A 26,844-nucleotide genomic window follows, 5' to 3' on the forward strand; every position below is an offset into this window, starting at 1 on the left:
GGGATAAGGCCATCGCGTACCTCCCGAGTGAACTCGCCGTTCTACTCAGAGAGTTGCGCGATGGCTGCCCCATGACCAGGGGTTACTCCAAGATCCTTGCTACACCACTCCACGGGACGCCATCACGGCGGATCCGCCAGCAACTGGGGCTTCGCCCTGTACTACGGCAGCACCGACCCGAGGACTCCCTCCTGCCCACCGGCAGCTTCGGCGGCACCCCGAGGACGCCCTCGACTGCGCGTGCCACCTCCACCTTGCCGCCGACCGTATCTAACGACCCGACACACAGGTCCGGCTCCGGCGTCAACCCCCGAAGGAATTGCGAGCGCGACCACTTAGCCCCAGTTCTGCAGCCGCTGGAGCAGGTCGGCGCCGCCCTCCATCCGCAGCGAGTCGGCCGGGATGCGCATGTACATGAGCAGGGCCATCTCGCTCGCAGTACCGTAGATGGCGGCGGTGGGCTTGCTCTCGGCGGCCTCCGCCGCGGTGAGGCGGGTGAAGCGGGAACCGGCGGCGTTTACCGTCTGGCGCCAGGAGCCAGCCTCGGCTGCGTGGTAGTCCATGGTGGCGGGCTCGCCCGGCCACGGGACCGTGACGGTGCAGACGGTGGCGAGGAACTCCTCGATGGCGTCGACCGCCTCGGTCGTCGGCAGCTCCTGCGGGGTACCGGAGGCCAACTGGGCGTCGTAGGTGTGGATCAGCGACTCCGGGACGCGGCGGCGGGCCACGGCGGCCACCGTGTGCGGCGAGGCCAGCGGCTCCCACCAGGCCCAGCAGCCCCGGTCCGGGCCGGCCTCGCGCAGAGCAGTGAGCAGCTGCTCCGTTGAGTCGGCCAGCCAGGTTATGAGGGCCTCGCGCTCCCTGGGCGCCGCCAGCCCGTCCTTGCTCGGCCGCTCGTCGCCCGGCGCGGTGTTCAGCACGATGTAGGCCCAGAAGCGGTCACCCTCGCTAAGGTGGTTCGCGAGGTCGTACAGCGTCCAGCCCGGGCAGGACGGGACGTCGGCGTCGAGGCTGGGGGCCTCGGCGACGGCGGCGCGGAACGCGGCGGACCGCTCGTCAATCATCCGCAGCAGGGTGGAGAAGTGGAGATGTTCAGTCACGCAGAACTTGTATCACCGGGACTGGGACGTTCGCACTCGATTAAGACTGACCGGCAAATGGATCACTTGAGGCGGCGTGTGGTGGGGCGGCTATCCCATCGGTAGCGGATGGTGGCGCGGCGGATCAGCATGGAACGTGACAGATCCTGATGCGGCCTTGGAGTTCAAGGTCAACCCGGCCGAACGTGCGAAGGCGGCCGAGTAAGCGATGGACATCAAGACGCTCTACGACGCCGACATCAACGACATCACCATTGCGAAGAACGCCTTCGACGAGCTCTGTTCGGCTTTCGGCCGGCACATCGAGTCCTGGCAGCACGACGTCGTCGACCGGCTGGCCAACTCGCAGTGGAGCGGCACCGCTTCCGACCACGCCCAAGCCCGGATCCGTTTCCTGGGCACCGAGCTCCAGTCCGCGCACAGTGAACTCGACTTCGTCGGCAAGGCGCTCGCCAAGGCAGCCGAGCAATTCGCCCTGGCGCAGGCGCACTTGGTCTACGTCCTCGACGATGCCAAGGATGCGAAGCTCACTGTGGCCCCGGACGGCGGCATCACGTGGGACAAGGATCCGGCGTCCCCGACCTACGCGGGCGCCGGTGCCGAGACGACGGCGATCGCCATCAGCAATCGCATCACCGCCGCGCTCAACGAGGCCGCCCAGGCGGACCAGGAGATCAGCGCACGCCTGAACCACTTCGCGACCAACGCGAGCAACGGCACCGGCCTGGACGCCGCCACGGTGGCGAAGGACCAAGCCGCCGAGACAGGACGCGAGCAGGTACCCGCCCCCGGCACTGACCCGAACAGCGTCAAGCAGTGGTGGAATGGCCTCACCGACTCCGAGCGGCAGAAGTTCATCAACGACCACCCCGACCAGGTCGGCAACCTCGACGGCGTCCCCGCCACCGCCCGCGACCAGGCCAACCGCATCAACATGAAGCGTGTCAAGCAGGACCTCCAGAGCCAACTCGACGGCCTCGGCCCCGAGCCGAAGAAGTACCTGAGCGTCGCCGAGACCAACGGCGGGCCCGTGGAGAACCCCGACTACGACGAATGGCAACGCAAGCAGAACGACCTGAAGGAGAAGCTCGCCTCGATCGCCGACATCGAAAGCCGGCTGAGCGGCGACAAGCTCAAGAGGCGCGGCGAACCGGCCTTCCTCCTGGGCTTCGACACCAAGGGCAAGGGCCGGGCGATCATTTCCGTCAACAACCCCGACACCTCCGACAACGTCGTGACCTTCGTCCCCGGCACCCACTCCAAGTTCGCCACAGCCATCGGCGACGTGGACAAGGCGGACGAGATGGTGAGGGCCGCGAAGGAGTCGGACCCCGGCAGCCCCAAGACAACGGCCGCCATCGCCTGGGTCGGCTACGACGCGCCCCAGAACCTCTACCCCGAAGCGGCGTCGGACTCGTACGCCGAGAATGCGGAGAAGGACCTGGCCCGCTTCCAGACCGCCCTGCGCGCGACCCACGAGGGCAACCCCTCGCACAACACCCTCATGGGTCACAGCTACGGAACCGTCGCCGTCGGCTTCACCATGCGCGATCACAAACTGCCCGTGGACGACGTGATCCTGGTCGGCAGCCCCGGCGTCGGCGTCGACCATGCAAAGGATCTGAACATCGACCCGTCCCACGTCTACGTAGCCAGGGGCAGCGAGGACACGATGATCAAACACGTGGCGAGCACCGGCCTGGCCTTCGGACTGGACCCCGTGGACAACGACTTCGGAGCCCGACACCTCCCGGCCGGCAGCACCGACCACTCGCACTACTGGCTGCCGGGCAGCGTATCCGTCAAGGCGTTCGGCGCCGTGATCGCGGGCAACGGGGTCGGCCAGTGAGACGACACCGGACGATCGCGGTAGCGGTGGCCGCCGGGCTGCCGTTGACGGTCGCAGCATGCAGCAAGGACTCCGACGGTGCCCCGACCATGACGCAGGCGCAGGCGAAGCAGCAGACCGCGGACTACGTGGGGCAGGCCCTCGCCGACCTGCCCCAACCGGTCACCACGGCCAGCGAGCGGGAGAACGGCACCAACTGCTTCAAGAACGATGCCCCTTCGGAGTACGACGGCCGGGTCGTCGAGGTCACCGAGAAGCGGCTCTCCGGCATCCCGGCGGACCGCCAGGCCGAATACGTCGAACACCTCCGGACCCGGATCGAGTCCATGGGCTTTCAGCGAGACGACTCCGGAGCCCTGCGAACATCCTTCCACTTCACGAACCCGACCAACGAGTTCACCGGCTCCATCGACGGCATCGGCAGCTCGTACGGGACACTCGTGATCGGCTTCTCCTCCCCCTGCGTGTGGCCCAGCGGCACCAAACCCCCGCAGTGAGCGACGTTCGCCCGGCTCTTCGCTCACGCCGCGCGAAGGGCCGCACCAAGCAGGCTGAGGGCTGTGCCGCCGGTCGGGCTTCGCCCCGTCGGCGGAGGTCGCTTGGCGGAATCCATCCCGCGGTGTCGGTCGCACTCCGTACAGTGGATAGAACACTGTGCACGCACGACGGGGGAGCGCACATCGATGACGCAGGCCGAGCAGCCGTACCCGGTTCCCGAACTCCTGGCCGCCGTGCGGGCGGAGATCCGGGCGGAGCGGCGTGACGACGCCAAGGACGCGGAGAAGGCGGCGCTGTCCGGCGGGCGGCAGGTCTCCGCGGCAGAGGGGCGCTACGAGTACCTCTTCGGCTGCCGCCGGTGGCCGGCGTCCTTCGACGGCAGTCCCGTCCTGGTGCGCCCGTCCCAGGCGCGCGGCGCCTGGATCCCCGGCGAAGCGTCCCCGATGCCGGACGGGAAGGTCAGGCTCGTGCTGGCCGAGGGCCTGCCGACGGGGGCGCGCAACGTGCAGGTGCGGAAGGACGATTCGGCGGGCCTGGTGGTGCTCGCGGAACGCCTGGAGGCGGCGGGCTCGGACGACGGGGGCATCCGGGTCGAGAGCGCCGGGTGGATCGTCGGACAGGGGACACCGGCGGTGGGCCGGGCGGCGGACCCAGAGCGGTGGGTGGCCGACTGGCACGGGCTGAAGCTCAACCCGCGCCAGCGGACCGCCGTCGCCCAGGCCTTGGCGAGCGAGGCGCTGTTCCTCTGGGGGCCGCCGGGAACGGGGAAGACCGATGTCGTCGGCCACATCGTGGAGGGCAACGTCCGCCAGGGACACAACGTCCTGTTCCTGGCGCCGACCAAGGTGGCCGTCGACCAGGCCCTGGAACGGATCTGCGACCTCCTGAACGCCGAGACGGGCTTCGCCGAGGGTCTTGTCCAGCGGGCCGGGGAGATCGAACTGCCGTCGTTGCGCGAGCGGTACGGAGACTTCGTCGACCCCGCCCGGATCGCGGGCCGGGTCTCGGCGCAGCTGGACGAGGCGGTACGGGCAGCGCGGGAGGCCCTGCAGCGGGCCCGTGCCGGTGTCGCCCTTTACGACGAAGCCGGGGAGCTGGAGCGGCTCCTGGCCGAGGACCGGAAGGCCCACCGGAGCGCGCTCGACTCGGCCGGGGTCGTGGAACGGGACGCTCTGCGAGCGGAGGCCGAGGTGGCCCGGCTGCGGCTGGCCATCAATGAGGTGGGCGAACCGAAGGGCCTCTTCGCCGGGCGGAAGGAGAAGCAGCTCGCGGCACTGCGGGAGGAACTCGCCCGGGCCACCGAGGCCGCCTTCACTGCTCAGTACGTCGCAGCGGCCGCCCGGAAGCAGGCGGAGGAACTGGCTGCCCGGATCAGCACGATCAGTGGAAGTCTTGAGGGCCTCCGCCCCCGACTCGTCGGTCTTCCGGCGTACGCGACGCTCGTCCATGAGGTCGGCGCCTCGCAGGAGCGCATCCAGGAGTTCGACCGGCAGCTCGCCCGTATCCAGCAGACCGTGCGGTCCCGGTGCCGGGTCATGGGGGCCACGGTGGCCAAAGCGGTCCAGTCGCGCAAGTTGCTCGACCGGGTGGACGTCGTGGTGGTGGACGAGGCGGGCATGGTGAACCTGCCATCGGCATGGCTGGCAGCGGGCCTGGCGGGGAAACGGATCGTCGTGGCGGGCGACTTCCGGCAGCTGCCCGCCGTCACCAAGGGGGACAGCGACAGGAAGGCCACGGAGGACGAGCGCACGCATGCGCGGCACTGGGCTGCCCGCGACGCCTTCCACGCGGCCGGCCTGGTGAGCGAGCGCGGCTCGGTTCGCGAGGACCCGCGCCTGGTGGCGCTGGACACCCAGTACCGCATGCGCGAGCCGATCTGCCGACTCGTCAACGCGGTTGCCTACCCCGACGCGCCGCTCGCCACCGGTCGCGCCGACAGCAGCCGGATCCCGTCCAACCCGCTGGTCGACGTGCCCGTGATCCTCATCGACACCTCCAAGCAGCGCATCCCGGGGCCTGACTATCGGACCAACACCGTGAACGAGGCCGTCGTCCACGAGCTGGTCCGCGGCCTCCAGTACGAGGGAGTGCTCCCGGGCCGCAAGTGGGGGAGCGCCGAGATCGGAGCGGGGGCGCGGGCGACCGACCGACTGGCCGTCATCGCGCCCTACCGTGCACAGGTCAAGGCGCTGAAGGGAAGCCTGAAGTACAGGTTCGGAGAGGACTACGAAGGTCTCGTCGACACCATCCACCGGTTCCAGGGCAGCCAGCGCCCGATCGTCGTCTTCGATACGGCCGTGGGTGCCGGAAAGGACCCGGGCATCTTCTACGCCGGAACCGGACTTTCCTCGCAGACCTGCCGCCTGCTGAACGTCGCGCTCAGCCGGGCCCAGGACCACCTCATCGTCGTCGCCGACGTCGAGCATCTACGGAAGCACCTCAGCGTGCACAGCGAGGCACGGGCCATGCTCGACCACCTGGAGTGCCATGCTCAGGTGATCTCGGCCGACCAGCTGATCCCGACACGCGACGCGGCGCAGCTCTCGGTCCTGTCCGAGGAGGAACTGGCCCGCCCGGCCTTCTTCCCGGCCGACGAGGTGCAGAAGGCCGTCGAGTGGGACATCACCCGGGCCCGGACCAGCATCGAGGTCTACTGCGCCTTCCTCGACCCGCAGCCGGTGCGCCGGTGGTCGGCACTGCTCGGTGCTCGAGTGGCCGAGGGCGTGCGGGTCGTCGTCCACACTCGATCACCCGAGGAGCAGCGGGAAGCGACCAGAGCAGCCCGTCAGCAGAAGCAGATCGACGTCCTCAAGGCGGTCGGCTGCCAGGTGGACTTCCGTGAGCGGATGCACGAGAAGGTCCTCATTCTCGACAGCACCGTGCTCTGGCACGGCTCCCTCAACCTGCTCGCGAGCAGCGGGCCGACCGATCTGATGATGCGCTTCACCGACCCCGCGTCCTGCGAACGCGTCAGCCGGGTCATGGACCAGGCCCGCAAGGAGCGGGCTGCGTGGAACCCGCGGGCTGCCGGAGGAAGCGCCAACAGCGCGAGGCCGGCTTCGTCCGAGCCCACTCAGCCCGGAGCGACCGGTACGGCGAGGATCAGGCCGGGGGACACCGTCAACGGACGGCTCTACCTCATGGTCCCTTTCGGGGAGAAGGACGAGGCCAAATCGCTCCTCAAGGCCCAGTGGGATGGGCTGAACAAGCTCTGGCACGTCGACGCCGTGTCGATCACCCGGGAGCAGGCGGCCCGCTGGCTGCCGTGAGGGACAAGACTTGAGCAACTGGGCGTTCCCGTCCTGCCGGGGCGACTTGTGGCACCTCACTGGAAGCTGACACGATTTCAGATCGGTATCGCGGTATTGCGGACAGGACGTCGTCGGGGAGAAGCGGAGAGGGGACGGGATGGCACGGGTGAACCTGCGGGCCGGCGGCTGACCGGATCGCGCGACGGTGGCCGGGATGCCGGCGGTGATCGCCAGGCCGACGCGCGGGCGAGTTGGGGGCGGCCCGGCCGGTGATCTCGACCCGGTGGGTGATCGTGGTGCTGCTACAGGACGTGGATGAACTGCAGGACCAGGCCGTTGACCGCGGTCTCGTCGGCGAAGCGGCGGTCGGGCCCGGTCTCCAGGGCCTTCGGCACCGCCTGGTCGCCGCGATCGGTCTCGGCGACCACGCCGAGGTCGTCGTCCAGGTCCAGCAGCGCCACCAGGGCGCGCCGGACCATGTGCATGTCCTCGGCCGGCGGAATGCGTATCACCAGGTAGTCCCCCCAATGCGGCGTACGGGCGGACCTGCCTGGACGGGCCCCCGATGGTAGGGCGCGGGGTGCGGCCCGTGGTTAGCCTGGCCCGCATGTACAACGACGGTCTGGTGACGTGCACCGCGCGTGAGCTCGTGATTCGCCGGTACTACTTCCCGCTGGCCTCCGCCAAGCGGATCCCGTACGAGCGGATCCGCGGGCTGCGGCAGGTGCCGCTGAGCAGGCTCGGCGGGCGGTGGCGGATCTGGGGGTCCGGGGACTTCGTGCACTACTTCAACCTCGACCCGGGGCGGGTGGACAAGAGTGTCGCCTTCGTTCTCGACCTCGGGGCGCGGGTCAAGCCGGTGATCACCCCGGACGAACCGGAGCGGCTGGTCGCGGCGCTGGCCGAGCACAGCATCCAGGTGACCCGGGGTTAGGCCAGGCAGGCCCTACCGGCGACCGCGGCGGCGGGCGAGCTTCGTCTCGGCCTTGAGCAGCAGGGGCATCAGCCCGTAGACGACGACCGGGACGACGAGGCCGGTCATCACCAGGGTCCGCACCGCCAGCGGCAGGTGCCCCAGATAGGGGCCGAGCAGGACGAAGGCGGCGGTGATGGTCGGGTAGACGGCGAGCCAGGTGAGCAGGGCCCGGCGGTGCACGGACGGTGCGGCGGGTGCCGGTGCGGTGGCGCTGTCGGTGGTCATGACGTGTCCTCCCCCTTGGCGGGCAGCTGGAGCTTAAATCTCCAACCCTTCGGTTGGAGATCCTGGCAGACGTGCACCCGGATGTCCAACTGTTTGGTTGGAGATTCGCGCTATGGTTGCGCCATGGCCTGGGACACCGCACGCACGCAGCAGCTCCTCCTCGATGCCGCGGTCGAGGAGTTCGCCGAGTTCGGCCCGGACGGTGCCCGGATCGCCCGGGTGGCCACCCGGGCGGGCATCAACAAGGAGCGGATCTATCAGTACTTCGGCAACAAGGAGCAGCTCTTCTCCGCCGTGCTGACGTCCGAACTGGGCAAGCTGGCAGAAGCGGTTCCGCTCGTCCTGGCACCGGGGCGGGATCTCGGCGATTACGCCGGACGCGTCTTCGACTACCACTCGGCCAACCCGCACTTTTCCCGCCTGTTGGCCTGGGAGGGTCTGCAACGTGGCACGGCGTCCGAGGAGTTGGCGGCCGAGCCCGAACGCACCGCGCATTACGGCGAGAAGGTCGCCTCCCTCTCGGCCGCGCAGCGAGCCGGGGAGCTGGCCGACGAGGTGGATCCAGCCCGGCTGATGTTCGCGATGATCGGCCTGGTGAACGCCTGGTTCACGCTGCCGCAGATGGTCCGCCTGCTCCTCTCCGGTGCGACGGACCCGGCGACGGACCGGGAGGCCGTCGTCACCCTGGTCCGCCGTCTGACGAAGCCCGCCGGCTGACGAAGCCCGCCGGCTGACGAAGCCCGCCGTCTGACGAAGCCGGCCGCCTGACGAAGCCCGCCGCCTGAGCGGGTCGTCCGCCAGGCGCATGAACCGCACCGGCGTGGACGGCACCCCAAGTCCCGGGCGCCGGGAAGCCGGGGCGGTTCAGCCGAGGGCCGGGCGGTGGCGGGGCCAGGTGGGGTGGTTCTGGTCGATGACGTAGTGGTGGCCGTGCTGCCAGGCGCCGCCGCCGGTGGGGTGGGCGTCGGCGAGGTGGGGGTGACCGACGGGCAGGTCGGTGTGGAGGTGGCTGAGGGCGTCCGGGTCGCGGGCGGGCCACAGGGTGGTGGCGGTCACGGTGGCGGCGAGGGCGACCGCGCCCAGGACGACGGCGGTGGCCGGGAGGCCGGCGCCGGCCGCGAGCCAGCCGGCCAGCGGGTAGGTGAGCAGCCAGCAGCCGTGCGAGAGGGAGAACTGGGCGGCGAAGGCGGCGGGCAGGTCGGGGTCGGCGGCGGAGCGGCGGATGACCCGGCCGCCGGGGGTGAGGACGGCGGAGCTGGCGGCGCCGACCAGCGCCCAGGCGGTGAGCAGGGCGAACCAGCTGCCGGTGCCAGCCGGGGCGGCGGTGATCGCGGTGACGGCGGCGAGCACGCAGGGCAGGGCGAAGGCGGCGGGCAGCATGACGGACCGGTCGCTGACCCGGGCCAGCAGCCGGGGCAGCAGCACCGCGGCGAGCATCGAGCCGACGCCGTACGCGCCGAGGGCCAGGGAGACGGCTCCGGCCGGGCGGTGGAAGTGGTCGCGGACCACGTTGACGGTGTCCACGAAGACGATCGCGCCCGCGGCCGCGACGGCGAGGTCCAGGGCGAGCAGGGCCCGCAGCCGCGGGGTGGCCCGGAACAGCCGGGTGCCGAAGGCGGCCTTGCGGTAGAGGCCGCCGCCGCGTTCGACCGGTCGGGGCTTGGGCAGGACGGCGGAGACGACCAGGGCGGCGGAGGCGAGGAAGCCGGCCGTCGTCCCGGCGAACAGCCAGCTGTAGGAGACCACCGACAGCAGCAGCGCGGCGAGGGCCGGGCTGAACAGCGATTCGAAGTCGTAGGCCAGCCGGGACATCGACAGCGCCTGGGTGTAGTCGCGTTCGGCGGGCAGCACGTCCGGGATGGTGGCCTGGAAGGTCGGGGTGAAGGCGGCGGAGGCGGCCTGGAGCAGGAAGATCAGGACGTAGATCTGCCACACCTGGTCGACGAACGGCAGGGCGAGGGCGACGGCTGCCCGGGTGAGGTCCATGCCGACCATCAGGGTGCGCCGGGGTATTCGCCCGGCGAGGGCTCCGGCGATCGGCGCGATGGTCACGTACGCGACCATCTTGATGGCCAGGGCGGTGCCGAGCACGGCCGAGGCGTTGCTCCCGGCGATCGAGTACGCCAGCAGCGAGAGCGCCACGGTGGCCAGGCCGGTGCCGATCAGGGCCACGAGCTGGGCGGTGAACAGGTGGCGGTAGGTGCGGTTGCGCAGCACGGTCAGCATGGACCCGTCCCGGGGCGGCGATGTGGGGTACGGATTCATCATAGGCAATGCGTGCGTACGTGTGCACCTATTGGTCGGATCGAACGGTTCCGGGGGAGGGTCGGCCGGGCTCAGTCGTGCGGCGGCAGGTGGGCGATCTGGTGGTCGGCGACGTTCAGCGCCTCGTCGACGAGCCGGCGCAGGTGCCCGTGCCGCAGCGAGTAGACCACCCGTCGGCCGTCCTTGCGGGTGGTGACCAGCCCGGCGAGGCGCAGCTTGGCCAGGTGCTGGCTGACCGACGGCCGGGCGGCGCCGGCAGCCTCGGTCAGCGTGGTCACGTCCGCCTCGCCCCGGCCGAGCCGCTCCAGCAGTGCCAGTCGGGTGCGGTCGGCCAGCAGGGCGAGCACGGACGCGGCCACGTCCAGCCGCGCCTCGGCCCGCTGCTGCGAGCGGTGTGCATCTGCCAGATCGGCGCCGGAGCTCATTCCGCCATCGTAGGGCCCGTGCGCAGGTGCGTTCATGACGACGGCTTGCGACGACCCGCGACAGCCCGCGACGGCGAGGGCCGCCGGCGGCAGGTCGGTCAGCTCGCCGACTGCTCGACCGGCTGCTCCTCGGCGGCCGGCGCCGGGGCGGGCTCCAGGTTGCCCAGCCGCGGGATCACGAACAGCGCGGCGAGGATCAGGGCGCCGGAGATGACGATCGGGGTGCGGACGCTGACGGTGGAGCCGATCCAGCCGCTGAGGCCGGCGCCGATCAGCATCCCGATCCGGGTCAGCATCAGGTAGCAGCTGTTGACCCGGCCGAGCAGTTCCTTCGGCACGGTCTGCTGGCGCAGCGAGATCGCCTGGACGTTCCAGGTCACCACCCCGAAGTTGCCGAGGGCGAACAGCGGCGCCACCACGAACACCGAGGGGCTCAGGCCCATCAGCAGCAGCGCCGAGCCCATCAGGACGAAGGAGAGGGTGATCCGGGCCCGACGGCCCATCCGCTCGCTGATCCGGCCGGCCAGCATGCTGGCCGCGGTGCCGCCGGCCACGCCGGTGGCGAGGACGGCGCCGTACGCCCAGGTGGGTTCGTCCAGGGTCCGGGTGACCAGCAGCGCCATCATGGTGATGCCGAGCACGGAGGCGCCGCCCGCCAGGGCGGAGAGCGAGGCCACCAGGCGCAGCTGCTTGTGCCGGTACAGCCAGCGGACGCCCTCGCGGACCTCGGCCATGATCCGGCGGTCGGACTTCGCCCGGGGGGCGCCGGAGCGGCCGGTCACGGCGACCAGGGCGGCGGCCACCGCGAAGGACGCGCCGTCCACCGTGAACGGGTAGCCGGCGGCGATGGCGAACAGCGTGGTGCCGACCATCGGCCCGATCATCCGGCCGATCAGCAGGCCGCCCTGGAGGCGGCCGTTGGCGACGTCCAGCTGGTCGGAGCGGACCACGTCCGGGATGGCCGAGGTGGCGGCGTTGACGAACACCGTCTCACCGCAGCCCAGGACGAAGGCCAGGGCGGCGAGCAGGGCGAGCGGCGGGGTGCCGGCGAAGACGCAGGCGGCGAAGCCCAGCACGATGGCGGCGCGGCCGAAGTCGATCGTCCACATCAGCCGGCGGCGGTCGAAGCGGTCGGCGATGACCCCGCCGAACAGGGCCATCAGCAGCCAGGGCAGTGATCCGGCCACCGCCACCACGGACACCGACGACGGGGAGTCAGAGATGGCCAGTGCGAGCAGTGGCAGCGACGAGTCCCGCATGCCGTCGCCGACGGCTGAGATCGACGAAGCCGACCACAGCATGGCGAATTTCCGGCCCAGTTGGGGCCTGGTGCGGTGCGGGGGTGTCGCTAGGCTGGCTGAGGTCACCGACGCAGTATGGCATGACCGCTACAGATTTGGCCGCCCCTTCACAGAGCATTCCCAGCCGGAAGTCTCAGAGTCCGGAAACCCCCTTGACGAAGGTGCTCAGTCCGCCCGCGAGGGCCAACCCCAGCACCACCGTTCGTGCTCGCCGCTCCGGCATCCGGGCGGCCAGCAGCCGGCCGGCCACCGCCCCGCCCGCCAGCGCCGCGGTCACCAACCCCCAGGCGGGCGCGGTCAGTTCGGGCAGGCCCTTGGTCGCCAGCGAGAAGGCGTTCACCACCACACCGTACAACTGGGCGTTCGGCACGAACTCCTGAGCCGTCCAACCGGAGTTCACCGCGTACAGCGAGACCGCCGGACCGCCCACCCCGGCCGCGGAGTTCATCAGCCCGCTGGTGGCCCCCGCGACCACCGCGCCGCCGACCCCGCGCAGCGCGGCGGCCCGCACCCCGCGGATCACCAGCAGGGCGGCCGCGGTGACCAGTACACCGATGCCGACCAGCAGTCTCGACGTCGGCACCGTCGCCGCCACCCAGGCCCCGGCGGGCACCGTGCAGGCGGCCGCGGCCATCAGCGGCAGCATCGCCCCGGGCCGGACCCGCCGCCAACTCCCGGCCAGCCCGACCGCGCTGATCGCCAGCGAGGCGAGGTTCGCCAGCGTCACCCCGCCGTGCGGACCGAGCAGCAGCACCAGGACGGGTGCCGCGACCAGGGCGAAGCCGATCCCGGCCAGCCACTGGACGGTGCCGCCGAGCAGGACCACCAGGCCCAGCACCAGCTCGCCGGCCCAGCCGCCGCCCATCAGTGCTGGACGCCGGTGGAGAGCGAGAAGTCGGCGAAGTACGCCTGCTGGGTGCTCGCCGGGCCCCAACTGGTGTCGTGGCCGCCGTAGAAGGTGGAGAACAGCACCCCGCCGAAGGGGATCGAGCCGATGCCCGAGGCGGTGCCCTTGGCGGCGTGCACCTGGCGGCCGTCGTACCAGACGCTGATGTCGCCGGTGCTGCGGTTCACCAGCTGCTCGACGGTGTGCCAGCGGTCGTCGGCCTGGAAGTGCCAGTCGCCCAGGCCCTCGTCGACGCCGTAACCGGTGGGGCCGGAGTTGCTCGGGGTGTAGAGGTAGACCTCGCCGTTGTCGGGGCTCCCCTTGGCGGCCCGCCACATGAAGCGGCTGGACCAGCCGGCGCCGTGGTTGCCGCCGGACTCCTCGCCGATCTTCCCGCCGTACAGGCCGGGCAGCTTGCCGGCCTTGCCCCAGTCGCGGCCGGTGGGGAACCGGACGGAGTACCTGAGGTCCAGGGTGGGGCCCTGGGCGAGGGCGGACAGGCCGAGGGTGTTCAGGTCGGTGTAGAACTGTCCGCCGCCCGGGTTGGGGCAGTCGGTGCAGGAGTTGGCGGAGGAGCCCGCTCCGTACGTCACCCGCAGCGCCGGGCCGCCGCCGGGGGCGGCCGGGTCCGCGACGGCGCTGAAGTCGGCCGCGCCCCAGGCGCCTTGGTCGGCCACGCCCCAGGCCCGGCGCCACTGCGGGGTGCCGTAGTCCTTGAACCGGCCGGTCCAGGCGGCCGCTCCGCCCGCTACGGGCGTCACCGGCGCTGCGGATCCGGGGCCGGTGGCCGGGGCGGTGGTCGGGTGAGCCCGGGCCTGGGCGGGGGTGGTCGAGCAGCCGGCGGTGGCGAGCAGGGCCAGCGCGGCCAGGGCGGCGGTGCGCGCGGGGCGGTTCATCACGTCTCCTCGGTCGGCGGTCGATCCGTACCGATCATGCCGCAAGGCCGAGTTGTGCTCGGGCAAAGGACCGGGAAAGGACTGTGGTCGGGTGGGCGGTTCACGGAGAACGTGAACCGCCCACCCGGCCACAGCCGTTCTCCACGGTGTCAGCCCAGGGCAGCCGGGGGATGCCCGGAACGGCCGCCCGGTCGACTGGCGGTCAGTTGAACTGGTCCGGGTGCGGGCCGGTGCGCGGGCCGCGGTCGGTCGCGGCGATGGTGGTCATGTCCTGCTCGGTGAACATCCTCACTGTCAGTGGTGGGCGGGGACCCGCGGTGCGGAGACCTCATCGGTCGTCCGGGTGTCTTCGCGGCGTTCGAGGGCGGCGGACCAGAAGGCGAGGACGAGGGCGGCCGCGGCGAGGAGGGCGCCGACCCAGTTGGGGGCGGTGTAGCCGAGGCCGGCGGTGATGACGATGCCACCGAGCCAGGCCGCGAGGGCGTTGCCGAGGTTGAAGGCGCCGATGTTGACGGCCGAGGCGAGGGTGGGGGCGCCGTGGGCGTGGTCGAGGACGCGCTTCTGCAGGGGCGGGACGGCGGCGAAGCCGAGGGCGCCGACGAGCAGGATGGTGGCGGCGGCGGTGATCCTGTTGTGGGCGGTGAGGGTGAACAGGGCCAGGACGAGGGCGAGGCCGCCGAGGGTGGTGTAGAGCATCGGCATCAGGTGGCGGTCGGCGAGCTTGCCGCCGAGCAGGTTGCCGAGGAACATCCCGACGCCGAACAGGACGAGCAGCCAGGTGACGGCGCCGTCGGAGTAGCCGGCGACGTGGGTCATCATCGGGGCGATGTAGGTGATGGCGGCGAAGACCCCGCCGAAGCCCAGGACGGTCATCGCCATGGCGAGCAGGACCTGGGGGTTGCGGAAGGCGGTCAGTTCGCGGCGCAGGTGGGCGCCGTCGGGGCGGGGCAGGGCGGGGACGAGTCTGGCGATGCCGAGCAGGCCGGCCAGGCCCAGGGCGGCGACGGCGGTGAAGGTGGTGCGCCAGCCGACGGCCTGGCCGATGAAGGTGCCCAGCGGGACGCCGACGATGTTGGCGACGGTCAGTCCGGTGAACATGGTGGCGATGGCGCCGGCCTTCTTCTGCGGGGCGACGAGTTCGGCGGCGACGACCGAGCCGATGCCGAAGAACGCGCCGTGGGCCAGCGAGGTCACGATCCGCCCGGCGAGCATCAGCGGGAAGCTGGGGGCGACGGCGGAGAGCAGGTTGCCGACCGTGAACAGGGCCATCAGCAGCATGAGCGTCGTCTTGCGGCTGATCCGGGTGCCCAGCGCGGTCATCAGCGGGGCGCCGATCACCACGCCGAGCGCGTAGCCGGTGACCAGCAGGCCGGCGGTGGGGACGGACACGCCGTAGTCGCCCGCGATCTGGGGCAGCAGGCCCATGATCACGAACTCGGTGGTCCCGATCCCGAAGGCCCCGATGGCCAGGGCGAGAAGTGCGAGGGGCATGGCGCGACCTCCGTGCGTTGCTAATGCGCCTTACGTGCCTCGACAATAGTTGCATGCGCGGCATAGGGGCAAGGGCGGGCATTCATCCTCGGCATCTTTGCTGGCTGGCGAGGCCTATCCTGGAGTCCTGCTCGTACCTGGAAGGAGACCGGGCTGATGACCGCCACGGACCCCGCGCTGACCGCCCTCGCCAACGGATGGGCCGCCCTCTACGTCCTGTACGGCAGGATCGAGGCGCACATCGAGCGAGCCCTGCAGTCGAAGCACGAACTGAGCGTGCGCGAGTACTCGCTGCTCGACGTGCTCAGCCGCCAGCACGACGGTGAGGGCGGCCACCTCCAGATGAAGCAGGTGGCCGACGCGGTCGTGCTCAGCCAGAGCGCCACCACCCGGCTGGTCTCCCGGCTGGAGGACCGCGGCCTGCTCTCCCGCTACCTGTGCCCGACCGACCGCCGCGGCATCTACACCGATGTCAGCGAGGACGGCCTGAGGCTCCTGGAGGCAGCCCGGCCGACCAACGACGCCGCTCTGCGCGAGGCCCTCGCCGAGGCCGCCCGGAACCCCGAACTGGCCCCGCTGGTCACGGCGGTGGAGGCGGTGAACCCGCCCGCGCCGCTCCGGCGTGCCTGAGCGGCGTGCAGTGGCGTGCCTGAGCGGCGTGCGCCGGGCCGGCGGTGCGAGTCGGGCGGGCCCGCAGCGCTCGACGTGCGGTGACCCGCCCGTTCGGGGGTGCGTCGCGGAGGCGCCTCAGTGTCCGGCGGGTACGGCGTCGGCGGTCGCCGGGATCGGGTAGGTGTCCGGGTCGACCGGGCCGGGCAGGTCGGTGGCCGGACGGCCGGGGGCGCCGGGGTCGGGCAGGGACGGCTGGGCGGGCGGGGCCGGCACCTGGTTGAACGGGACCCCGGGCGGGGCCTGGACCGGGGCCGCGCGGCCGGCGGTGAGCGGGCTGCGGCTCTGGGCGTCGCAGGAGGCCAGGCCTTCCAGGTTGTCGGGGCTCTGGGTGGCGGGCCGGTTGCCGCTGAAGCAGTTGCCCTGGTCGGCGGAGGCGAGGACGAGGTCGGCGCCGTTGCCCTCGGTGTGGTTGCCCTGGATCCGGTTGGCACTGGCCGGGTGGCCGGGCGGGTCGGTGATGATCACGCCTGCCGAGCGGTTGCCCTTGACCAGGTTGCGCTCGACCCGGTTCGCGGTGCCGCCGCCGATCCCGATGCCGATGCCGAAGCCGCCGTCGGCCTGTTCGGGGGTGTCGGAGGCGTTGTTGTCGGTGATGGCGTTCCCGGCGATCACGGCGCCGTGCTGGGGGGCGAGGGCCTCCAGGTCGTTGGAGTTGACGGTGACGCCGACCCGGTTGCCGATCACCCGGTTGCCGAGGAAGTAGAGGTTGTCCGAGGCGTTGGTGATCTCGATGCCGACCGCGTTGCGCTCGACGGTGTTGCCGCGCACCAGGGTGTCGCAGGGCTTGCACTGGCCGACGTAGATGCCGGAGTCGGCGCCGCCGGAGGCGTAGGAGTCCTCGATGATCCCGGCCCGGGCGTCGAAGGCGTAGATGCCGTACAGCCCGTTGTCGTAGGCGGTGACCCTGCTCGCCCGGAAGCCCTGGACGGCGGGGAAGCGGGTGGTGTCCAGCGGGTTGTAGGCGGAGCCGCCGGCGCCTCGCTGCTGGAGCTTCTCGTCGGTGACGCCGGTGAACAGCACGGCATTGGCGAGGTAGCCGTGCACGGTGAGGTTCTCCACTACCGAGCCGGGGCCGGTGACGGTGACGCCGTTGACCAGTCGGACACCGCCGTCCAGGACCACGGTGTTGCGGTCGGTGCCGCGCAGCACGATCCGGGGCTTGGTGATCCGCACGCTCTCCCGGTACGTCCCGGGGGAGACCAGCACGGTGTCGCCCTCGCGGGCGACGTCCACGGCCTTCTGGACGGACGGGAAGTCCTGCGGGACGCGGACGACCGTGCCGTCCGGGTGGTGGGCGTCGGAGGAGGGACCGGCGGCGGAGGAGCACCCGGTCAGGGCGAGGGTGGCGGCGGCCAGCAGGGCGGGGAGGCTGCGGGCCGGAGTCCTGCGGCGGCGGCCGGGTGCTTCGCGGTCGAGTTGACGGACGGTCAAAAGTTGCATACGGGGTGTTCTATCGTCTCCAATGTCGGTCATGCATGCCGAAACCGGAAAGGCGCAGGAACAGCCGGGGGCCGTCAGGAGCGGTGTGGACCGGAGGGCACTGATCGCGGGCGGCGGTGCGGTGCTGGCTGCCGGGGTCGGTGCCGGGGTCGGCGCGGGGGTCGTGGCGCTGGGGCGCGGGCGGCCCGCGGCCTCGCCGCCGCCACCGTCCGCGCCCGCGGCGGCGTTCCACGGCGAACGGCAGGCGGGAGTGACGGCTCCGCAGCAGCCGGCCACGCTGCTGCTGGCCCTCGACCTGGCGCCCGCCGCCACCTCGGACGGGCGGGCCGCATTGCGGTCCCTGCTGGGGGAGTTGACCAGGGTGCTCGCCGAGGCGGCGGGCGGGACCTCGGCCGACCCGCGCCTGCAGGGCGGGGAACCGGCGCAGTTGAGCAGCCTGGTCGGGGTCGGGCCGGGGCTTGCCGCCCGGCTCGGGTTGAACGTTCCGGCAGCCCTGGCGGACCTCCCGGCCTTCCCGGGTGACCGGCTCGACCAGGCGCGCGGGGGTGGGGACTTGCTGGTGCAGCTGTGCGCCGCCGACCGCTGGCCGCTGACCGTGGTCGCCGAACTCCTCGGCGCCGCCGTCCGATCGGCGGGCGGGACCGTGCGGTGGACCCAGCCCGGCTTCCTGCCGCGCACACCGGCGGGCACCACCCCGCGCAACCTCTTCGGCTTCAAGGACGGCACCGCCAACCCGGAGGCCACGGAGGCGAAGCAGTGGGTCTGGGGCCCGCCGGGCCCGTACGAGCACGGCACCGTCCTGGTCTACCGCCGGATCCGGATGGACACCGCGGCCTTCGCCGCCCTGCCCGAGGACCGCCGCAACCTGGCCATGGGGCGCCGGCTCACCGACGGCACCCCGCTGACCGGCATGGCCGAGCACGACGACCCGGACATCTACGCCAAGAACCCGGACGGCTCGTACGTCATCCCCAACACCGCCCATGTCCGCCTCACCAGCCCCCGGCTCGACTCCGGCGCCCGGATGCTGCGGCGGGGCTACAGCTACGACGACGCCCCCGACGACCGGGGCCTGCTGTTCTGCGCCTTCATGCGGGACCCGGAGCAGTTCACCCGGGTGCAGAACCGGCTGGCGGCCAAGGACGCGCTCAACCCGTTCCTGGTGCACACGGCCTCGGCGGTGGTGTACGTGCTGCCGGGAGCGCGGGAGGGCGGGGTGCTCGGCGAGGCGCTGTGGGCGTGACGCGGGCAGCTGGGGCGGCGGGCCGGGGGCTCACCAGCTGACCGGGAGTGCGGCCGGGCTGCGGGTGGTGCTGCCCAGCTGCCAGTCGAGCCGGTCGAGCGGGAGGGTCAGGCGCAGGCCGGGCAGGGTGGTGGCCAGGCGGTGGAGGGCCTCGCGCATTTCGAGGCGGACCCGCCAGGCGCCGATGCAGTAGTGCGGGCCGGCGCTGAAGGCGAGGGTGGGGGCGTCGAGCGGGCGGGCGAGGTCGGCGTCGAGTCCGGCCGGGTGGACGGCGGGGTCGCGGTTGGCGCTGCCGAGGCTCGCGGCGACGACGGCGCCGGCCGGGATGCTGACGCCGCCGACCTCGACCGCGGCGGTGGCGCGGCGGACGGTGGCCTCGTCGTCGCCCAGCGGGATGAAGTGCAGCAGGCGTTCGGCGGTGTGCTCGGTGACGCCGGGGTCGGCGAGGCGGGCCCAGTGCTCGGGGCGTTCGCCGAGCAGGTAGGCCAGGGCGTTGCCGAGCGCGCCGGTGACGCTCTCGTTGCCACTGGCGGTGAGCCCGAGGACGAGGAAGGCGAGGGCGTCCGCGGGGACGCCGCCGTCCTGGTCGGCGGCCCGGACCAGTCGGCTGACCAGGTCCGGCCCGGGCGCGCGGCGCCGGCGTTCGATCAACTCCTCGGTGAATGCCGTGAATTCGGCCATCGCCTCGCCATGGTCCGCGGCCGGTTCGTCGCCCTGGGCCAGCAGGGCGAGGGTCCAGCGCCGCAGCCGCCGCTCGTCCAGGCGGTCGGGGCCGTCGCCGTCGAGCCCCATCAGCCGGGTGGTGACGGCGAAGGGCACCGGCCGGGTGAAGGCGGTGACCAGGTCGGCGGGCGGCCCGGCGGCGACCAGCGCGTCCACGGCCTGCTGGACGGCGGCCGCGACCCAGGGCTGCCAGCCGGCGATCGCCCGCGGGGTGAAGGCCTTCTGGACGGTGCCGCGCAGCCGACGGTGGGCGGGGCCGTCCTGGTTGAACAGTGAGGCCGGGTTGGCGGCGACGTCGGCGGTGCTGCCCGCGGTGCCGACCTCGTGCAGGTCGGTCCGGGTGAGGCGGGGGTCGCCGAGGACCTGCCGGACGTCGTGGTAGCGGGTGACGAGCCAGGCCGCGGTGCCGTCCGGGAGGGTGGTCGGGTGCGGCGGCTGGGCGGGGGTGACGGGGAGTCGGTGGAGCGGGGGGAGCGGGGCGCGGGTGTCGGGTGCGGCGGTGGACATGGAACCCTTCGGGGTCGACGGCGCTGCGGGGCACGGGCATCCAACTGTCATATTTTCTGAGGGAATTGGACTCTTTCAGGCGTTTTTCCCGCTTCCGCCGATGCTACGCCCCCGAACGCTCCGTCCGGTGGCTCAACGCCCCCACTCGGGCGCCGGGTCGACCGGCAGCAGCGGCCGTAGCGCGCCCAGCACGGCGCCGATGCAGGTGTCGCGCAGCTCGGTGCGGGTGCAGCTGGGCTCGGTCAGCCAGTCCACGACCAGCACCCGGACGAACACCAGCCAGCTGCGCAGCACTTGGGACACGGCGAGCCGCGCGTCCTCGTCCGCGAGCGGGAGCACGGTGAGCAGCCGGCCGCGCAGGGCGTCCAGTTCCTCGGTGATGATGGTCTGGATCACCGGATCCCCGGCGAGGACGCGGTTGGCGGCCAGCACGGTGTGCCGGTTGGCGATGAAGTAGTCGAGGTGGGCGTCCATGCCCTCGACCAACTGCTCGACCAGGCTGTCCGCCGGGTCGAACCTGGTCCTGGCCAGCAGGTCGTCCGAGGCTTGCCGGTGGACCGCCGCGAACAGCTCGTGCTTGCTCGCGAAGTGCCGGTAGAGCAGGGCGCGGGAGACCCCGGCCTGCTCGGCGACCTCCTCCATCAGCACCTCCTCGTACGGCCGGGCGGCGAAGGCGCGGGCGCCGACGGAGAGCAGCTGGGCGCGGCGCTCGTCGGGGGAGAGGCGTCGGCGGCGTTCGTTGACTGGCATGCCGGACAGGCTACTTGACACGTGTCTACCAGTGGCTAGCTTGGTAGACACGCGTCAACCAGGGGCCGTTGCTCGGCACCTGACGGTTAATCGGACGATGAGCGGAGTGGTCGGTCATGGCGAAGGCACTGCGGGTACTCGCGTGGACGATGGGGGTCGCCTGCGTGGCGATCGGCTTCCTCCACCTGCTCGGCGGGAGCGCCGCGTTCCCCGGGATCGCGGACCCCGGGCCGACGGTCGACAGCTTCGGCCGCTTCATGGGCGCGATCTTCGCCGGGTACGGCGCCGCCTGGATCTGGGCCGTCCGGCAGACGCCGGTGCCCGCGTGGGCGGTGCGCGGGCTGACGGCGGTGTTCCTGCTGGGCGGGCTCGGCCGGGTGCTGGCGATCGCGGTGGACGGGCGGCCGCACTGGTTCCAGCTGGTGCTGATGGGGATCGAACTCGGGCTCCCGCTGGTGTACTTCTGGCTCGCCGACGCGGACGAGCGGGCGGCGGGGCGTTCGGGCGGGCGGGCGGCGGAGAGGTCGGTCGGGCGGGCAGCGGGGCGTTCGGACGGGCGGGCGTCCCGGGCCTGAGGGGCCCGGGACGCCTGGCCGGTTGTGCGCGGGTGCTCAGAGCCCGTAGGCGCGCAGGTGCTCGGCGAGCACGGCCCGGTCGGCGGTGGCCCCGGTGAGCGAGACGTACCCGTCCGGCCGGACCAGCACCACGGCGTCGCCGCGCAGCCCGTACCCGCGGGCGGCGTGGCCGTCGGGGTCGCGGACGGCGGCCGTCCGCACGCCGGGGAGGTCGGTGAGCTCGGCGAGGGCCGGGTGGTCGCCGAAGGCCAGCAGGGTGAAGTGCGGGCCGCGGAACAGGTCGAACAGCCGGGTGGGCGTGCCGTCCGCGGTGGTGCACGGCGCGTCCGGGGCCCGGTCGCCGGCCCGGATGCCGGTGGCCTCGTCCAGGTCGCGGCCGAGCGGCCCGCCGCGGTGGTCGAGGGAGAGCCCGGTGAGGTCGGTGCCCTGGGCGGCCATGGTGCGGAACTGGTCGGTGAGCACGTCGGCGCCGTCGCCGCTGAACGCCGCCTTGTGGTGGGCGGAGGTGGCGGCCAGGCTCGCCCGGGCGATCGGCATCCGCTCGTCCTGGTAGCTGTCGAGCAGCGCCGCGGGCGCGCCGCGCAGCAGGGCGGCCAGCTTCCAGGCGAGGTTGTGGGCGTCCTGGATACCGGTGTTCATGCCCTGGCCGCCCGCCGCGGACTGGCAGTGCGCGGCGTCCCCGGCGAGCAGGACCCGGCCGTCCCGGTAGCGCTCGACCAGCCGGACGGTGGGGCGCCAGACGGTGGACCAGATCGGCTCGTGCAGCCGGACCCCGGGCAGGCCGGCCCGCTCCGCGAAGAGCCGGCGGAAGGTGTCCAGGGTGGGCGCGGGCAGCTCGCCGTGCTCGTCCGGTTCGACGGCGGCGTGCACGGCCCACTTGTCGTCCTGACGCATCGGGACGATGGTCATGGCGCCGGCGCCGAACCTGGGGTGGTTCCAGATGTGCATGTGGTCCGGGTCCAGGCCGTCCAGGTCCATCGAGGCCATGATGAAGCGCTCCTCCTCCCAGGTCTCGCCGAGGAAGGGGATGCCGGCCAGCTTGCGGACGCTGCTGCGGCCGCCGTCGCAGCCGACCAGGTAGCGGGCGCGCAGCTCGACGGTGCGGCCGCCCTGCCGGAGGGTGGCGAGCACGCCGTCCGCGTCCTGGGTGTAGCCGGCCAGCTCGGTGTCGGTCTCGACCTTGACGCCGTGCTCGGCGAGCCGGTCGCGCAGCACGGCCTCGGTCTGGTGCTGGGCGAGCAGCACCATGCCGGCGTACGGGCGGTCGGGGGTGGTGGGATTGCCGACCGCGGGGTCGACCTCCTGGAGCAGTCGGTCGCCCTCGTAGACGCGGAGCTTGAGGTTGAGCACCCCGCGGTCGAGGATCTGCTCGACCACGCCGAGGTCGTCGAAGACCTCCAGGGTGCGCGGGTTGACGCCCTTGCCGCGGACGCCGGCGGTGCGGAACTCCGGCTCCCGCTCGATGATCCGGCAGTCGACGCCGGCGCGGGCCAGTCCGATGGCGAGCGCGAGGCCCACCGGGCCGGCTCCGACCACCAGAACGTCGGTCACGGGTGCGTTGGACATGCTGAACTCCCCCAGGTCAGATCGGCCGTAAGATACGGCGCGTTTCCTGTCTTCGACTGTAGGCTGGCCCCCATAAGAAACGCAACGTATCTACGAGAGCTGGGTGCGGAAACCGGTGACGAGCGGAAGAGCGGGCTTCCCGCGGCGGCGCGGGGACGAACTGGAAGGGGCGATCCTCGACGCCGTCTGGGCCGAACTCGCCGAGCACGGCTACGGCCGGCTCACCATGGACGGCGTCGCCGCCCGGGCCCGCACCAGCAAGCCGGTGCTGTACCGCCGCTGGCCGAACCGGGTCGAACTGGTGATGGCCGCCCTCGGCCGCAATGCCCCCGACTACCAGGAGCCGCCGGACACCGGCGAGCTGCGCACCGACCTGCTGGTCTTCCTGGGCGGTCTGCTGCACCGCTTCGACGACCTGCCCGTCGACGCCGTCCACGGCCTGCTGGTCGACCTGATGCGCGACCCCGAGCTGCGCTCGGTCTTCCGCACCGGGCTCACCGCCGAGGGGCCGGTGGAGACCCTGGCCGTGATGATGCGCCGGGCCGCCGAGCGGGGCGAGATCGACCCGGCGCGGCTGACCCCGCGGGTGGTGTCGCTGCCGCTGGACCTGCTGCGCGACGCCTTCATGATCGGGGGCGAGGTGCCGTCCGACCAGGTCATCGCCGAGGTGCTGGACGAGATCGTCCTGCCGCTGCTGAGGGCGCCTTCGAAGGGCTAGGCTCCGGTGCCGGTCGAACGTACGTCCGCGAGAAGAGCCCGAAGCGCGTGACGGCGGAGGCGGAGGTGGAGGTCACCGGCCTGCGCAACCCGTGCGTGCAGATCGACAACTACCGTGCGGGGCTGCTGAAGCAGGTCGTCTCGCGGGCCGCGGACGGCACGCTGGTGCGGCGTGCCGGGATCATGGGCGTGGTGCGGGCGGGCGGGCCGGTGCGGCCCGGTGACGCGACCACGGTGGAGCTGCCGGAGGGGCCGCACCGGGCGCTCGACCGGGTCTGACGCCTGGCCTAATACCCCCACCCCGTAAATGGAGGAGGCCCTCCGGTGGTGACCGGAGGGCCAGTTCGTGCGTGCGGTACGCCGTGAGTCAGGAGCGGACCAGCCGGGCGATGGCCTGGTTGGCCTCGCGGATCTTGGCGTTGGCCTCCTGGCCGCCCTCGGCGATGGCGTCGCGGACGCAGCATTCGATGTGCTCGTCCAGGAGTTGCAGCGCGAAGGACTGGAGGGCGCGGCTGGCGGCGGAGACCTGGGTGAGGACGTCAATGCAGTAGGTGTCCTGCTCGACCATGCGCTGCAGGCCGCGGATCTGGCCCTCGATGCGGCGGAGCCGCTTGAGGAAGTCGTCCTTGTGGGGGCTGTAGCTGGCCATGGCCGTCTCCGGTTCCTGTGCGGTGAGGAGTTCCCTCACTGTACCGGGGCGCGGTAGGAGGGGAGTCGGCCCGAACGTCCGGGGGGCGCAGTCCGGGCCGACGGGTGGTCAGGCGCCGAGCCGGCCGATCAGGTCGTAGCCGGCCTCGTCGATGGCGGCGGCGACGTCGGTGCCGGACAGCGCCTCGGTGCTGTCGACGGTGACCTGGCCGGTGGTGAGGTCGACCGAGACCTCGGTGACGCCGGCGACCTTCTTCAGCTCGGTGGTGACCGAGCTGACGCAGTGGCCGCAGGTCATGCCCTTCACCTGGAAGACGGCGCGCTCGGCGGCGGCGGTGGCGGGGGCCTCGGCGGCGCCGGTCCCGCACGAGCCGCAGCAGGAGCCCTCGGTGGAGGTCGGCTCGACGGTGACGGTGGTCTCGCTCATGGTGTGCTCCTGTCGTCGGTGCGTGCGGCGCCTTCCGGAGTGGCCCCGGGCGGCTACTTCGTGATGAACATACCATACCCCCCTAGGGTAAAAGCAGCCCGCGGCACTCAGTCGCGGCGCCCGCAGAGCAGGAAGGTGCTGGACCGCCCGCCGCCGAGGGGTCGGCGGTCGCGGCGCAGGGTGCGCAGTCCGCAGCCGCGCAGGTCGCAGGGCGCGGTGGCGCCCGGGGCAGCTCCCGGGGCGTCCGGGGAGATCCAGTCGAGGGCGAGCACGCCATCCCTGGTCAGGTGGGCGGCGATCTCGCGCAGCAGTACCGGCCGGACGTGCTCGGGGAGTTCGAGGATCAGCCCGCCGGCCATCATGACCAGGCCGTAGCGGCGGTGGAGGGTGAGCTCGGCGAGTTCGGCGCGGATGGTGGTGACCCTGCCGGGGTGGGTGCCGGGCAGGGTGCCGGCCCAGGTTCTGAGCCGGGCGAGCCGGGCCGGGTCGCGGTCGACGGCGTCGACGTCGAAGCCCTGGCGGGCGAGGGGGACGGCGAAGCGGCCGGAGCCGGCGCCCAGGTCGAGGACCGGGCCGCCGGTGGTACGGGCGGCGCGCAGGTAGTCGAGGAGGTCGGCGCCGTGCGGGAGCGGTTCGACGGTGGGGCGGGGAAGGAGTGCGGCGGCGGGGCGCGGTACGGTCCGCAGCGGGCCGGCCGGGCGTCCGGTGCGCAGCAGCATGGCTCCTCCGGTAGTCGGGGCGGGCGTGCCCGAAGTGGGCACTGAGGGCGGTGACTTCATTCTGTGTCCGGTGCCCGCCCCGGCGGGAGAGTAGGAGGCGGTGAGTTCGCGCCGCGGCCGGTGGCCGCCAGTGGCCCTGGCGGCGGACATGCAGAAGTCGGCGCAGCGGCGGGTGTCGGCGCGTCGCGGTTCCTGAATACCCCGTACGGGTATATGGTCGGTTCGCCTACCGGGACCGAGGAGGGCGGACGACCACATGCACGCGATCCTGCACGCACTGTCCATCGCCGGATCGATGACCTGGGAGATCACCTGGGCGCTGATCCTCGGCTTCCTGCTCTCCGCGGTCGTGCAGGCGGTGGTCCACAAGGCCACGGTGGTGCGGCTGCTCGGCGACGACCGCCCGCGCACCCTCGCCGTCGCCTCCGCGCTCGGCGCGGCGTCCTCCTCCTGCTCGTACGCGGCCGTCGCGCTTGCGCGCTCGCTGTTCCGCAAGGGCGCGGACTTCACGGCGGCGATGGCCTTCGAGATCGCCTCGACGAACCTGGTGGTCGAACTCGGCGTGATCCTGGCCCTGTTGCTGGGCTGGCAGTTCACGGCGGCGGAGTTCGTCGGCGGGCCGGTGATGATCCTGCTGCTGGCGTTGCTGTTCCGGTTGCTGCTGCGGGACCGGCTGCTCCAGGAGGCCCGCGAGCAGGCCGAGTTCGGGCGGGCGGGGTCGATGGAGGGGCACGCGGCGATGGACATGTCGGTGGCGGGGGAGGGTTCCTTCGTCCGGCGGCTGCTGTCCGGGCGCGGGCTCACCTCGGTGTCGCACGTGTTCGTGATGGAATGGGCGGCGATCCTCAAGGACCTGGTGATCGGCCTGCTCATCGCGGGCGCGATCGCGGCGTGGGTCCCGGATTCGTTCTGGCAGGCGTTCTTCTTCGCCGACCACCCGCTGGCCGGGAAGCTCTGGGGGCCGCTGGTCGGGCCGCTGGTGGCGATCGCGTCCTTCGTCTGCTCGATCGGCAACGTGCCGCTGGCGGTGGTGCTGTGGAAGGGCGGGATCAGCTTCGGCGGGGTGGTCGCCTTCATCTTCGCGGACCTGCTGATCCTGCCGATCCTCAACATCTACCGGAAGTACTACGGCGCGCGGATGGCCCTCTTCCTGCTGGGGACGTTCTACGCGGCGATGGTGGTGGCCGGGTACGTGGTCGAGTTCGCGTTCGGCGGGCTGGGGTTGGTCCCCAACCAACGGAACGCCGAGATCCCGATGGCGGGCGTCGAGTGGAACTACACCACCTGGCTCAACATCGCCTTCCTGCTGCTGGCGCTCGGGTTGACCGTCCGCTTCTTCCGCACCGGCGGCGGCGCGATGCTACGGATGATGGGCGGCGCCCCGGAAGCGGACGGACACGCGGGCCACGAGCACCACGGCCACCACTGAGCGGAAGACCAGCCAGAGGACGGCGTCTCACGAGCCCAGGTGGCGCAGGACCGCGAGAAGTCGGCCGGGCCGACTTCTCGCGCAATGCCGGCTCAGGTGGGGTCAGACGGGCGGCAGCAGATCGCTCTCGCTGACGGTGTACGTCAGCGGGGGGTAGGTGAAGTCCGCTTCCTGGATGCCCCTATGACTGTCAAGCAGTCATGCCGGGAGCGGTGTGAGCCCGACACGTGGCAGCAGCGAGAAGACCTCGCGGGCGACGTAGCGC

26 protein-coding genes and 1 pseudogene are annotated in these 26,844 nt (G+C 72.1%); 11 read left to right on the forward strand and 16 right to left on the reverse strand.

Annotation, left to right across the window (positions count from 1 at the left end):
- Positions 1-335: 335 nt before the first annotated feature.
- Positions 336-1,100 (reverse strand): maleylpyruvate isomerase family mycothiol-dependent enzyme, encoded by a 765-nt coding sequence (locus ACIG5E_RS37165; RefSeq protein WP_396541351.1) that lies wholly within the window; start codon positions 1,098-1,100, stop codon positions 336-338.
- A 208-nt stretch (positions 1,101-1,308) separates the two neighbouring features.
- On the opposite strand from ACIG5E_RS37165, the gene ACIG5E_RS37170 reads away from it, so the two are divergent.
- The 3 genes from ACIG5E_RS37170 to ACIG5E_RS37180 all read left to right on the forward strand — a co-directional run bounded on the left by ACIG5E_RS37170 (position 1,309) and on the right by ACIG5E_RS37180 (position 6,716).
- The gene (locus ACIG5E_RS37170) at positions 1,309-2,949 is read left to right on the forward strand and encodes an alpha/beta hydrolase (RefSeq protein WP_396541353.1); all 1,641 of its coding nucleotides are present in this window, start codon (positions 1,309-1,311) and stop codon (positions 2,947-2,949) included.
- Between the two features lie 89 nt (positions 2,950-3,038).
- The gene (locus tag ACIG5E_RS37175) at positions 3,039-3,446 is read left to right on the forward strand and encodes a hypothetical protein (RefSeq protein WP_396541355.1); all 408 of its coding nucleotides are present in this window, start codon (positions 3,039-3,041) and stop codon (positions 3,444-3,446) included.
- A gap of 186 nt (positions 3,447-3,632) precedes the next feature.
- Positions 3,633-6,716: an AAA domain-containing protein gene (locus tag ACIG5E_RS37180; protein ID WP_396541357.1), complete on the forward strand. Its 3,084-nt coding sequence runs from the start codon at positions 3,633-3,635 to the stop codon at positions 6,714-6,716.
- A 284-nt stretch (positions 6,717-7,000) separates the two neighbouring features.
- Here the strand turns inward: ACIG5E_RS37180 and ACIG5E_RS37185 are convergent, their stop codons facing one another.
- A complete protein-coding gene (locus tag ACIG5E_RS37185) occupies positions 7,001-7,210 on the reverse strand; it encodes a hypothetical protein (RefSeq protein ID WP_396541359.1) in 210 nt (69 codons plus the stop codon).
- A 95-nt stretch (positions 7,211-7,305) separates the two neighbouring features.
- Here ACIG5E_RS37185 and ACIG5E_RS37190 point away from each other — a divergent pair, with 95 nt between their 5' ends.
- Positions 7,306-7,632 (forward strand): hypothetical protein, encoded by a 327-nt coding sequence (locus ACIG5E_RS37190; protein WP_396541361.1) that lies wholly within the window; start codon positions 7,306-7,308, stop codon positions 7,630-7,632.
- Between the two features lie 12 nt (positions 7,633-7,644).
- Here ACIG5E_RS37190 and ACIG5E_RS37195 read toward each other — a convergent pair whose 3' ends face one another.
- Complete coding sequence (locus ACIG5E_RS37195) at positions 7,645-7,899, reverse strand: hypothetical protein (RefSeq protein WP_396541363.1); 255 nt, start codon at positions 7,897-7,899, stop codon at positions 7,645-7,647.
- A gap of 123 nt (positions 7,900-8,022) precedes the next feature.
- Between ACIG5E_RS37195 and ACIG5E_RS37200 the strand changes: the two genes are divergently transcribed.
- Positions 8,023-8,616, forward strand: a complete 594-nt coding sequence (locus tag ACIG5E_RS37200) for a TetR family transcriptional regulator (protein ID WP_396541365.1) — start codon at positions 8,023-8,025, stop codon at positions 8,614-8,616.
- A gap of 147 nt (positions 8,617-8,763) precedes the next feature.
- Here ACIG5E_RS37200 and ACIG5E_RS37205 read toward each other — a convergent pair whose 3' ends face one another.
- The 6 genes from ACIG5E_RS37205 to ACIG5E_RS37230 all read right to left on the reverse strand — a co-directional run bounded on the left by ACIG5E_RS37205 (position 8,764) and on the right by ACIG5E_RS37230 (position 15,163).
- Positions 8,764-10,125, reverse strand: a complete 1,362-nt coding sequence (locus ACIG5E_RS37205) for an MFS transporter (RefSeq protein ID WP_396541367.1) — start codon at positions 10,123-10,125, stop codon at positions 8,764-8,766.
- A 110-nt stretch (positions 10,126-10,235) separates the two neighbouring features.
- Complete coding sequence (locus ACIG5E_RS37210; RefSeq protein ID WP_396541369.1) at positions 10,236-10,589, reverse strand: ArsR/SmtB family transcription factor; 354 nt, start codon at positions 10,587-10,589, stop codon at positions 10,236-10,238.
- Between the two features lie 98 nt (positions 10,590-10,687).
- Positions 10,688-11,890, reverse strand: coding sequence for an MFS transporter (locus ACIG5E_RS37215; RefSeq protein ID WP_396541371.1), 1,203 nt, complete (start codon positions 11,888-11,890; stop codon positions 10,688-10,690).
- 133 nt (positions 11,891-12,023) lie between these two features.
- Positions 12,024-12,755, reverse strand: a complete 732-nt coding sequence (locus tag ACIG5E_RS37220) for a TSUP family transporter (RefSeq protein WP_396541373.1) — start codon at positions 12,753-12,755, stop codon at positions 12,024-12,026.
- Complete coding sequence (locus ACIG5E_RS37225) at positions 12,755-13,672, reverse strand: polysaccharide lyase (protein ID WP_396541376.1); 918 nt, start codon at positions 13,670-13,672, stop codon at positions 12,755-12,757. The genes ACIG5E_RS37220 and ACIG5E_RS37225 overlap by 1 nt, the downstream gene beginning before the upstream one ends.
- A gap of 294 nt (positions 13,673-13,966) precedes the next feature.
- On the reverse strand, positions 13,967-15,163 hold the full coding sequence (locus ACIG5E_RS37230) for an MFS transporter (protein ID WP_396541378.1): 1,197 nt from the start codon (positions 15,161-15,163) through the stop codon (positions 13,967-13,969).
- Positions 15,164-15,319: 156 nt separating this feature from the next.
- Here ACIG5E_RS37230 and ACIG5E_RS37235 point away from each other — a divergent pair, with 156 nt between their 5' ends.
- Positions 15,320-15,793 (forward strand): MarR family winged helix-turn-helix transcriptional regulator, encoded by a 474-nt coding sequence (locus ACIG5E_RS37235; RefSeq protein WP_396541380.1) that lies wholly within the window; start codon positions 15,320-15,322, stop codon positions 15,791-15,793.
- 117 nt (positions 15,794-15,910) lie between these two features.
- Here ACIG5E_RS37235 and ACIG5E_RS37240 read toward each other — a convergent pair whose 3' ends face one another.
- A complete protein-coding gene (locus ACIG5E_RS37240; protein ID WP_396541382.1) occupies positions 15,911-17,275 on the reverse strand; it encodes a right-handed parallel beta-helix repeat-containing protein in 1,365 nt (454 codons plus the stop codon).
- A 31-nt stretch (positions 17,276-17,306) separates the two neighbouring features.
- Between ACIG5E_RS37240 and ACIG5E_RS37245 the strand changes: the two genes are divergently transcribed.
- Positions 17,307-18,518 carry a Dyp-type peroxidase gene (locus ACIG5E_RS37245; RefSeq protein WP_396541384.1) on the forward strand — a complete coding sequence of 404 codons (1,212 nt, stop codon included), beginning with the start codon at positions 17,307-17,309 and terminating at the stop codon, positions 18,516-18,518.
- Positions 18,519-18,548: 30 nt separating this feature from the next.
- Here ACIG5E_RS37245 and ACIG5E_RS37250 read toward each other — a convergent pair whose 3' ends face one another.
- Together ACIG5E_RS37250 and ACIG5E_RS37255 are read right to left on the reverse strand one after the other, a co-directional pair.
- The gene (locus ACIG5E_RS37250; protein ID WP_396541386.1) at positions 18,549-19,748 is read right to left on the reverse strand and encodes a cytochrome P450; all 1,200 of its coding nucleotides are present in this window, start codon (positions 19,746-19,748) and stop codon (positions 18,549-18,551) included.
- Between the two features lie 132 nt (positions 19,749-19,880).
- Entirely contained in the window at positions 19,881-20,498 is a 618-nt protein-coding gene (locus tag ACIG5E_RS37255; RefSeq protein ID WP_396541388.1) for a TetR/AcrR family transcriptional regulator, read from the reverse strand.
- 116 nt (positions 20,499-20,614) lie between these two features.
- Here ACIG5E_RS37255 and ACIG5E_RS37260 point away from each other — a divergent pair, with 116 nt between their 5' ends.
- Entirely contained in the window at positions 20,615-21,073 is a 459-nt protein-coding gene (locus ACIG5E_RS37260; RefSeq protein ID WP_396541390.1) for a DUF4345 domain-containing protein, read from the forward strand.
- A 36-nt stretch (positions 21,074-21,109) separates the two neighbouring features.
- Here ACIG5E_RS37260 and ACIG5E_RS37265 read toward each other — a convergent pair whose 3' ends face one another.
- On the reverse strand, positions 21,110-22,639 hold the full coding sequence (locus ACIG5E_RS37265) for an FAD-dependent monooxygenase (RefSeq protein WP_396541392.1): 1,530 nt from the start codon (positions 22,637-22,639) through the stop codon (positions 21,110-21,112).
- Between the two features lie 115 nt (positions 22,640-22,754).
- Here ACIG5E_RS37265 and ACIG5E_RS37270 point away from each other — a divergent pair, with 115 nt between their 5' ends.
- Complete coding sequence (locus ACIG5E_RS37270) at positions 22,755-23,357, forward strand: TetR/AcrR family transcriptional regulator (protein WP_396541394.1); 603 nt, start codon at positions 22,755-22,757, stop codon at positions 23,355-23,357.
- Positions 23,358-23,413: 56 nt separating this feature from the next.
- Positions 23,414-23,635, forward strand: a pseudogene (locus ACIG5E_RS37275) (MOSC domain-containing protein); the annotation flags it as partial.
- A gap of 88 nt (positions 23,636-23,723) precedes the next feature.
- Here ACIG5E_RS37275 and ACIG5E_RS37280 read toward each other — a convergent pair.
- From ACIG5E_RS37280 to ACIG5E_RS37290, 3 genes are all read right to left on the reverse strand, one after another.
- On the reverse strand, positions 23,724-24,005 hold the full coding sequence (locus ACIG5E_RS37280; RefSeq protein ID WP_030290512.1) for a metal-sensitive transcriptional regulator: 282 nt from the start codon (positions 24,003-24,005) through the stop codon (positions 23,724-23,726).
- A gap of 108 nt (positions 24,006-24,113) precedes the next feature.
- Positions 24,114-24,431, reverse strand: coding sequence for a heavy-metal-associated domain-containing protein (locus ACIG5E_RS37285; protein ID WP_396541396.1), 318 nt, complete (start codon positions 24,429-24,431; stop codon positions 24,114-24,116).
- A 107-nt stretch (positions 24,432-24,538) separates the two neighbouring features.
- Positions 24,539-25,150: a class I SAM-dependent methyltransferase gene (locus ACIG5E_RS37290; protein ID WP_396541398.1), complete on the reverse strand. Its 612-nt coding sequence runs from the start codon at positions 25,148-25,150 to the stop codon at positions 24,539-24,541.
- Between the two features lie 256 nt (positions 25,151-25,406).
- Between ACIG5E_RS37290 and ACIG5E_RS37295 the strand changes: the two genes are divergently transcribed.
- Positions 25,407-26,579, forward strand: a complete 1,173-nt coding sequence (locus ACIG5E_RS37295; RefSeq protein WP_396541400.1) for a permease — start codon at positions 25,407-25,409, stop codon at positions 26,577-26,579.
- Positions 26,580-26,844 lie beyond the last annotated feature (265 nt).

Source organism: Kitasatospora sp. NPDC053057 (assembly GCF_044546945.1).
Classification (GTDB): Bacteria; Actinomycetota; Actinomycetes; order Streptomycetales; family Streptomycetaceae; genus Kitasatospora.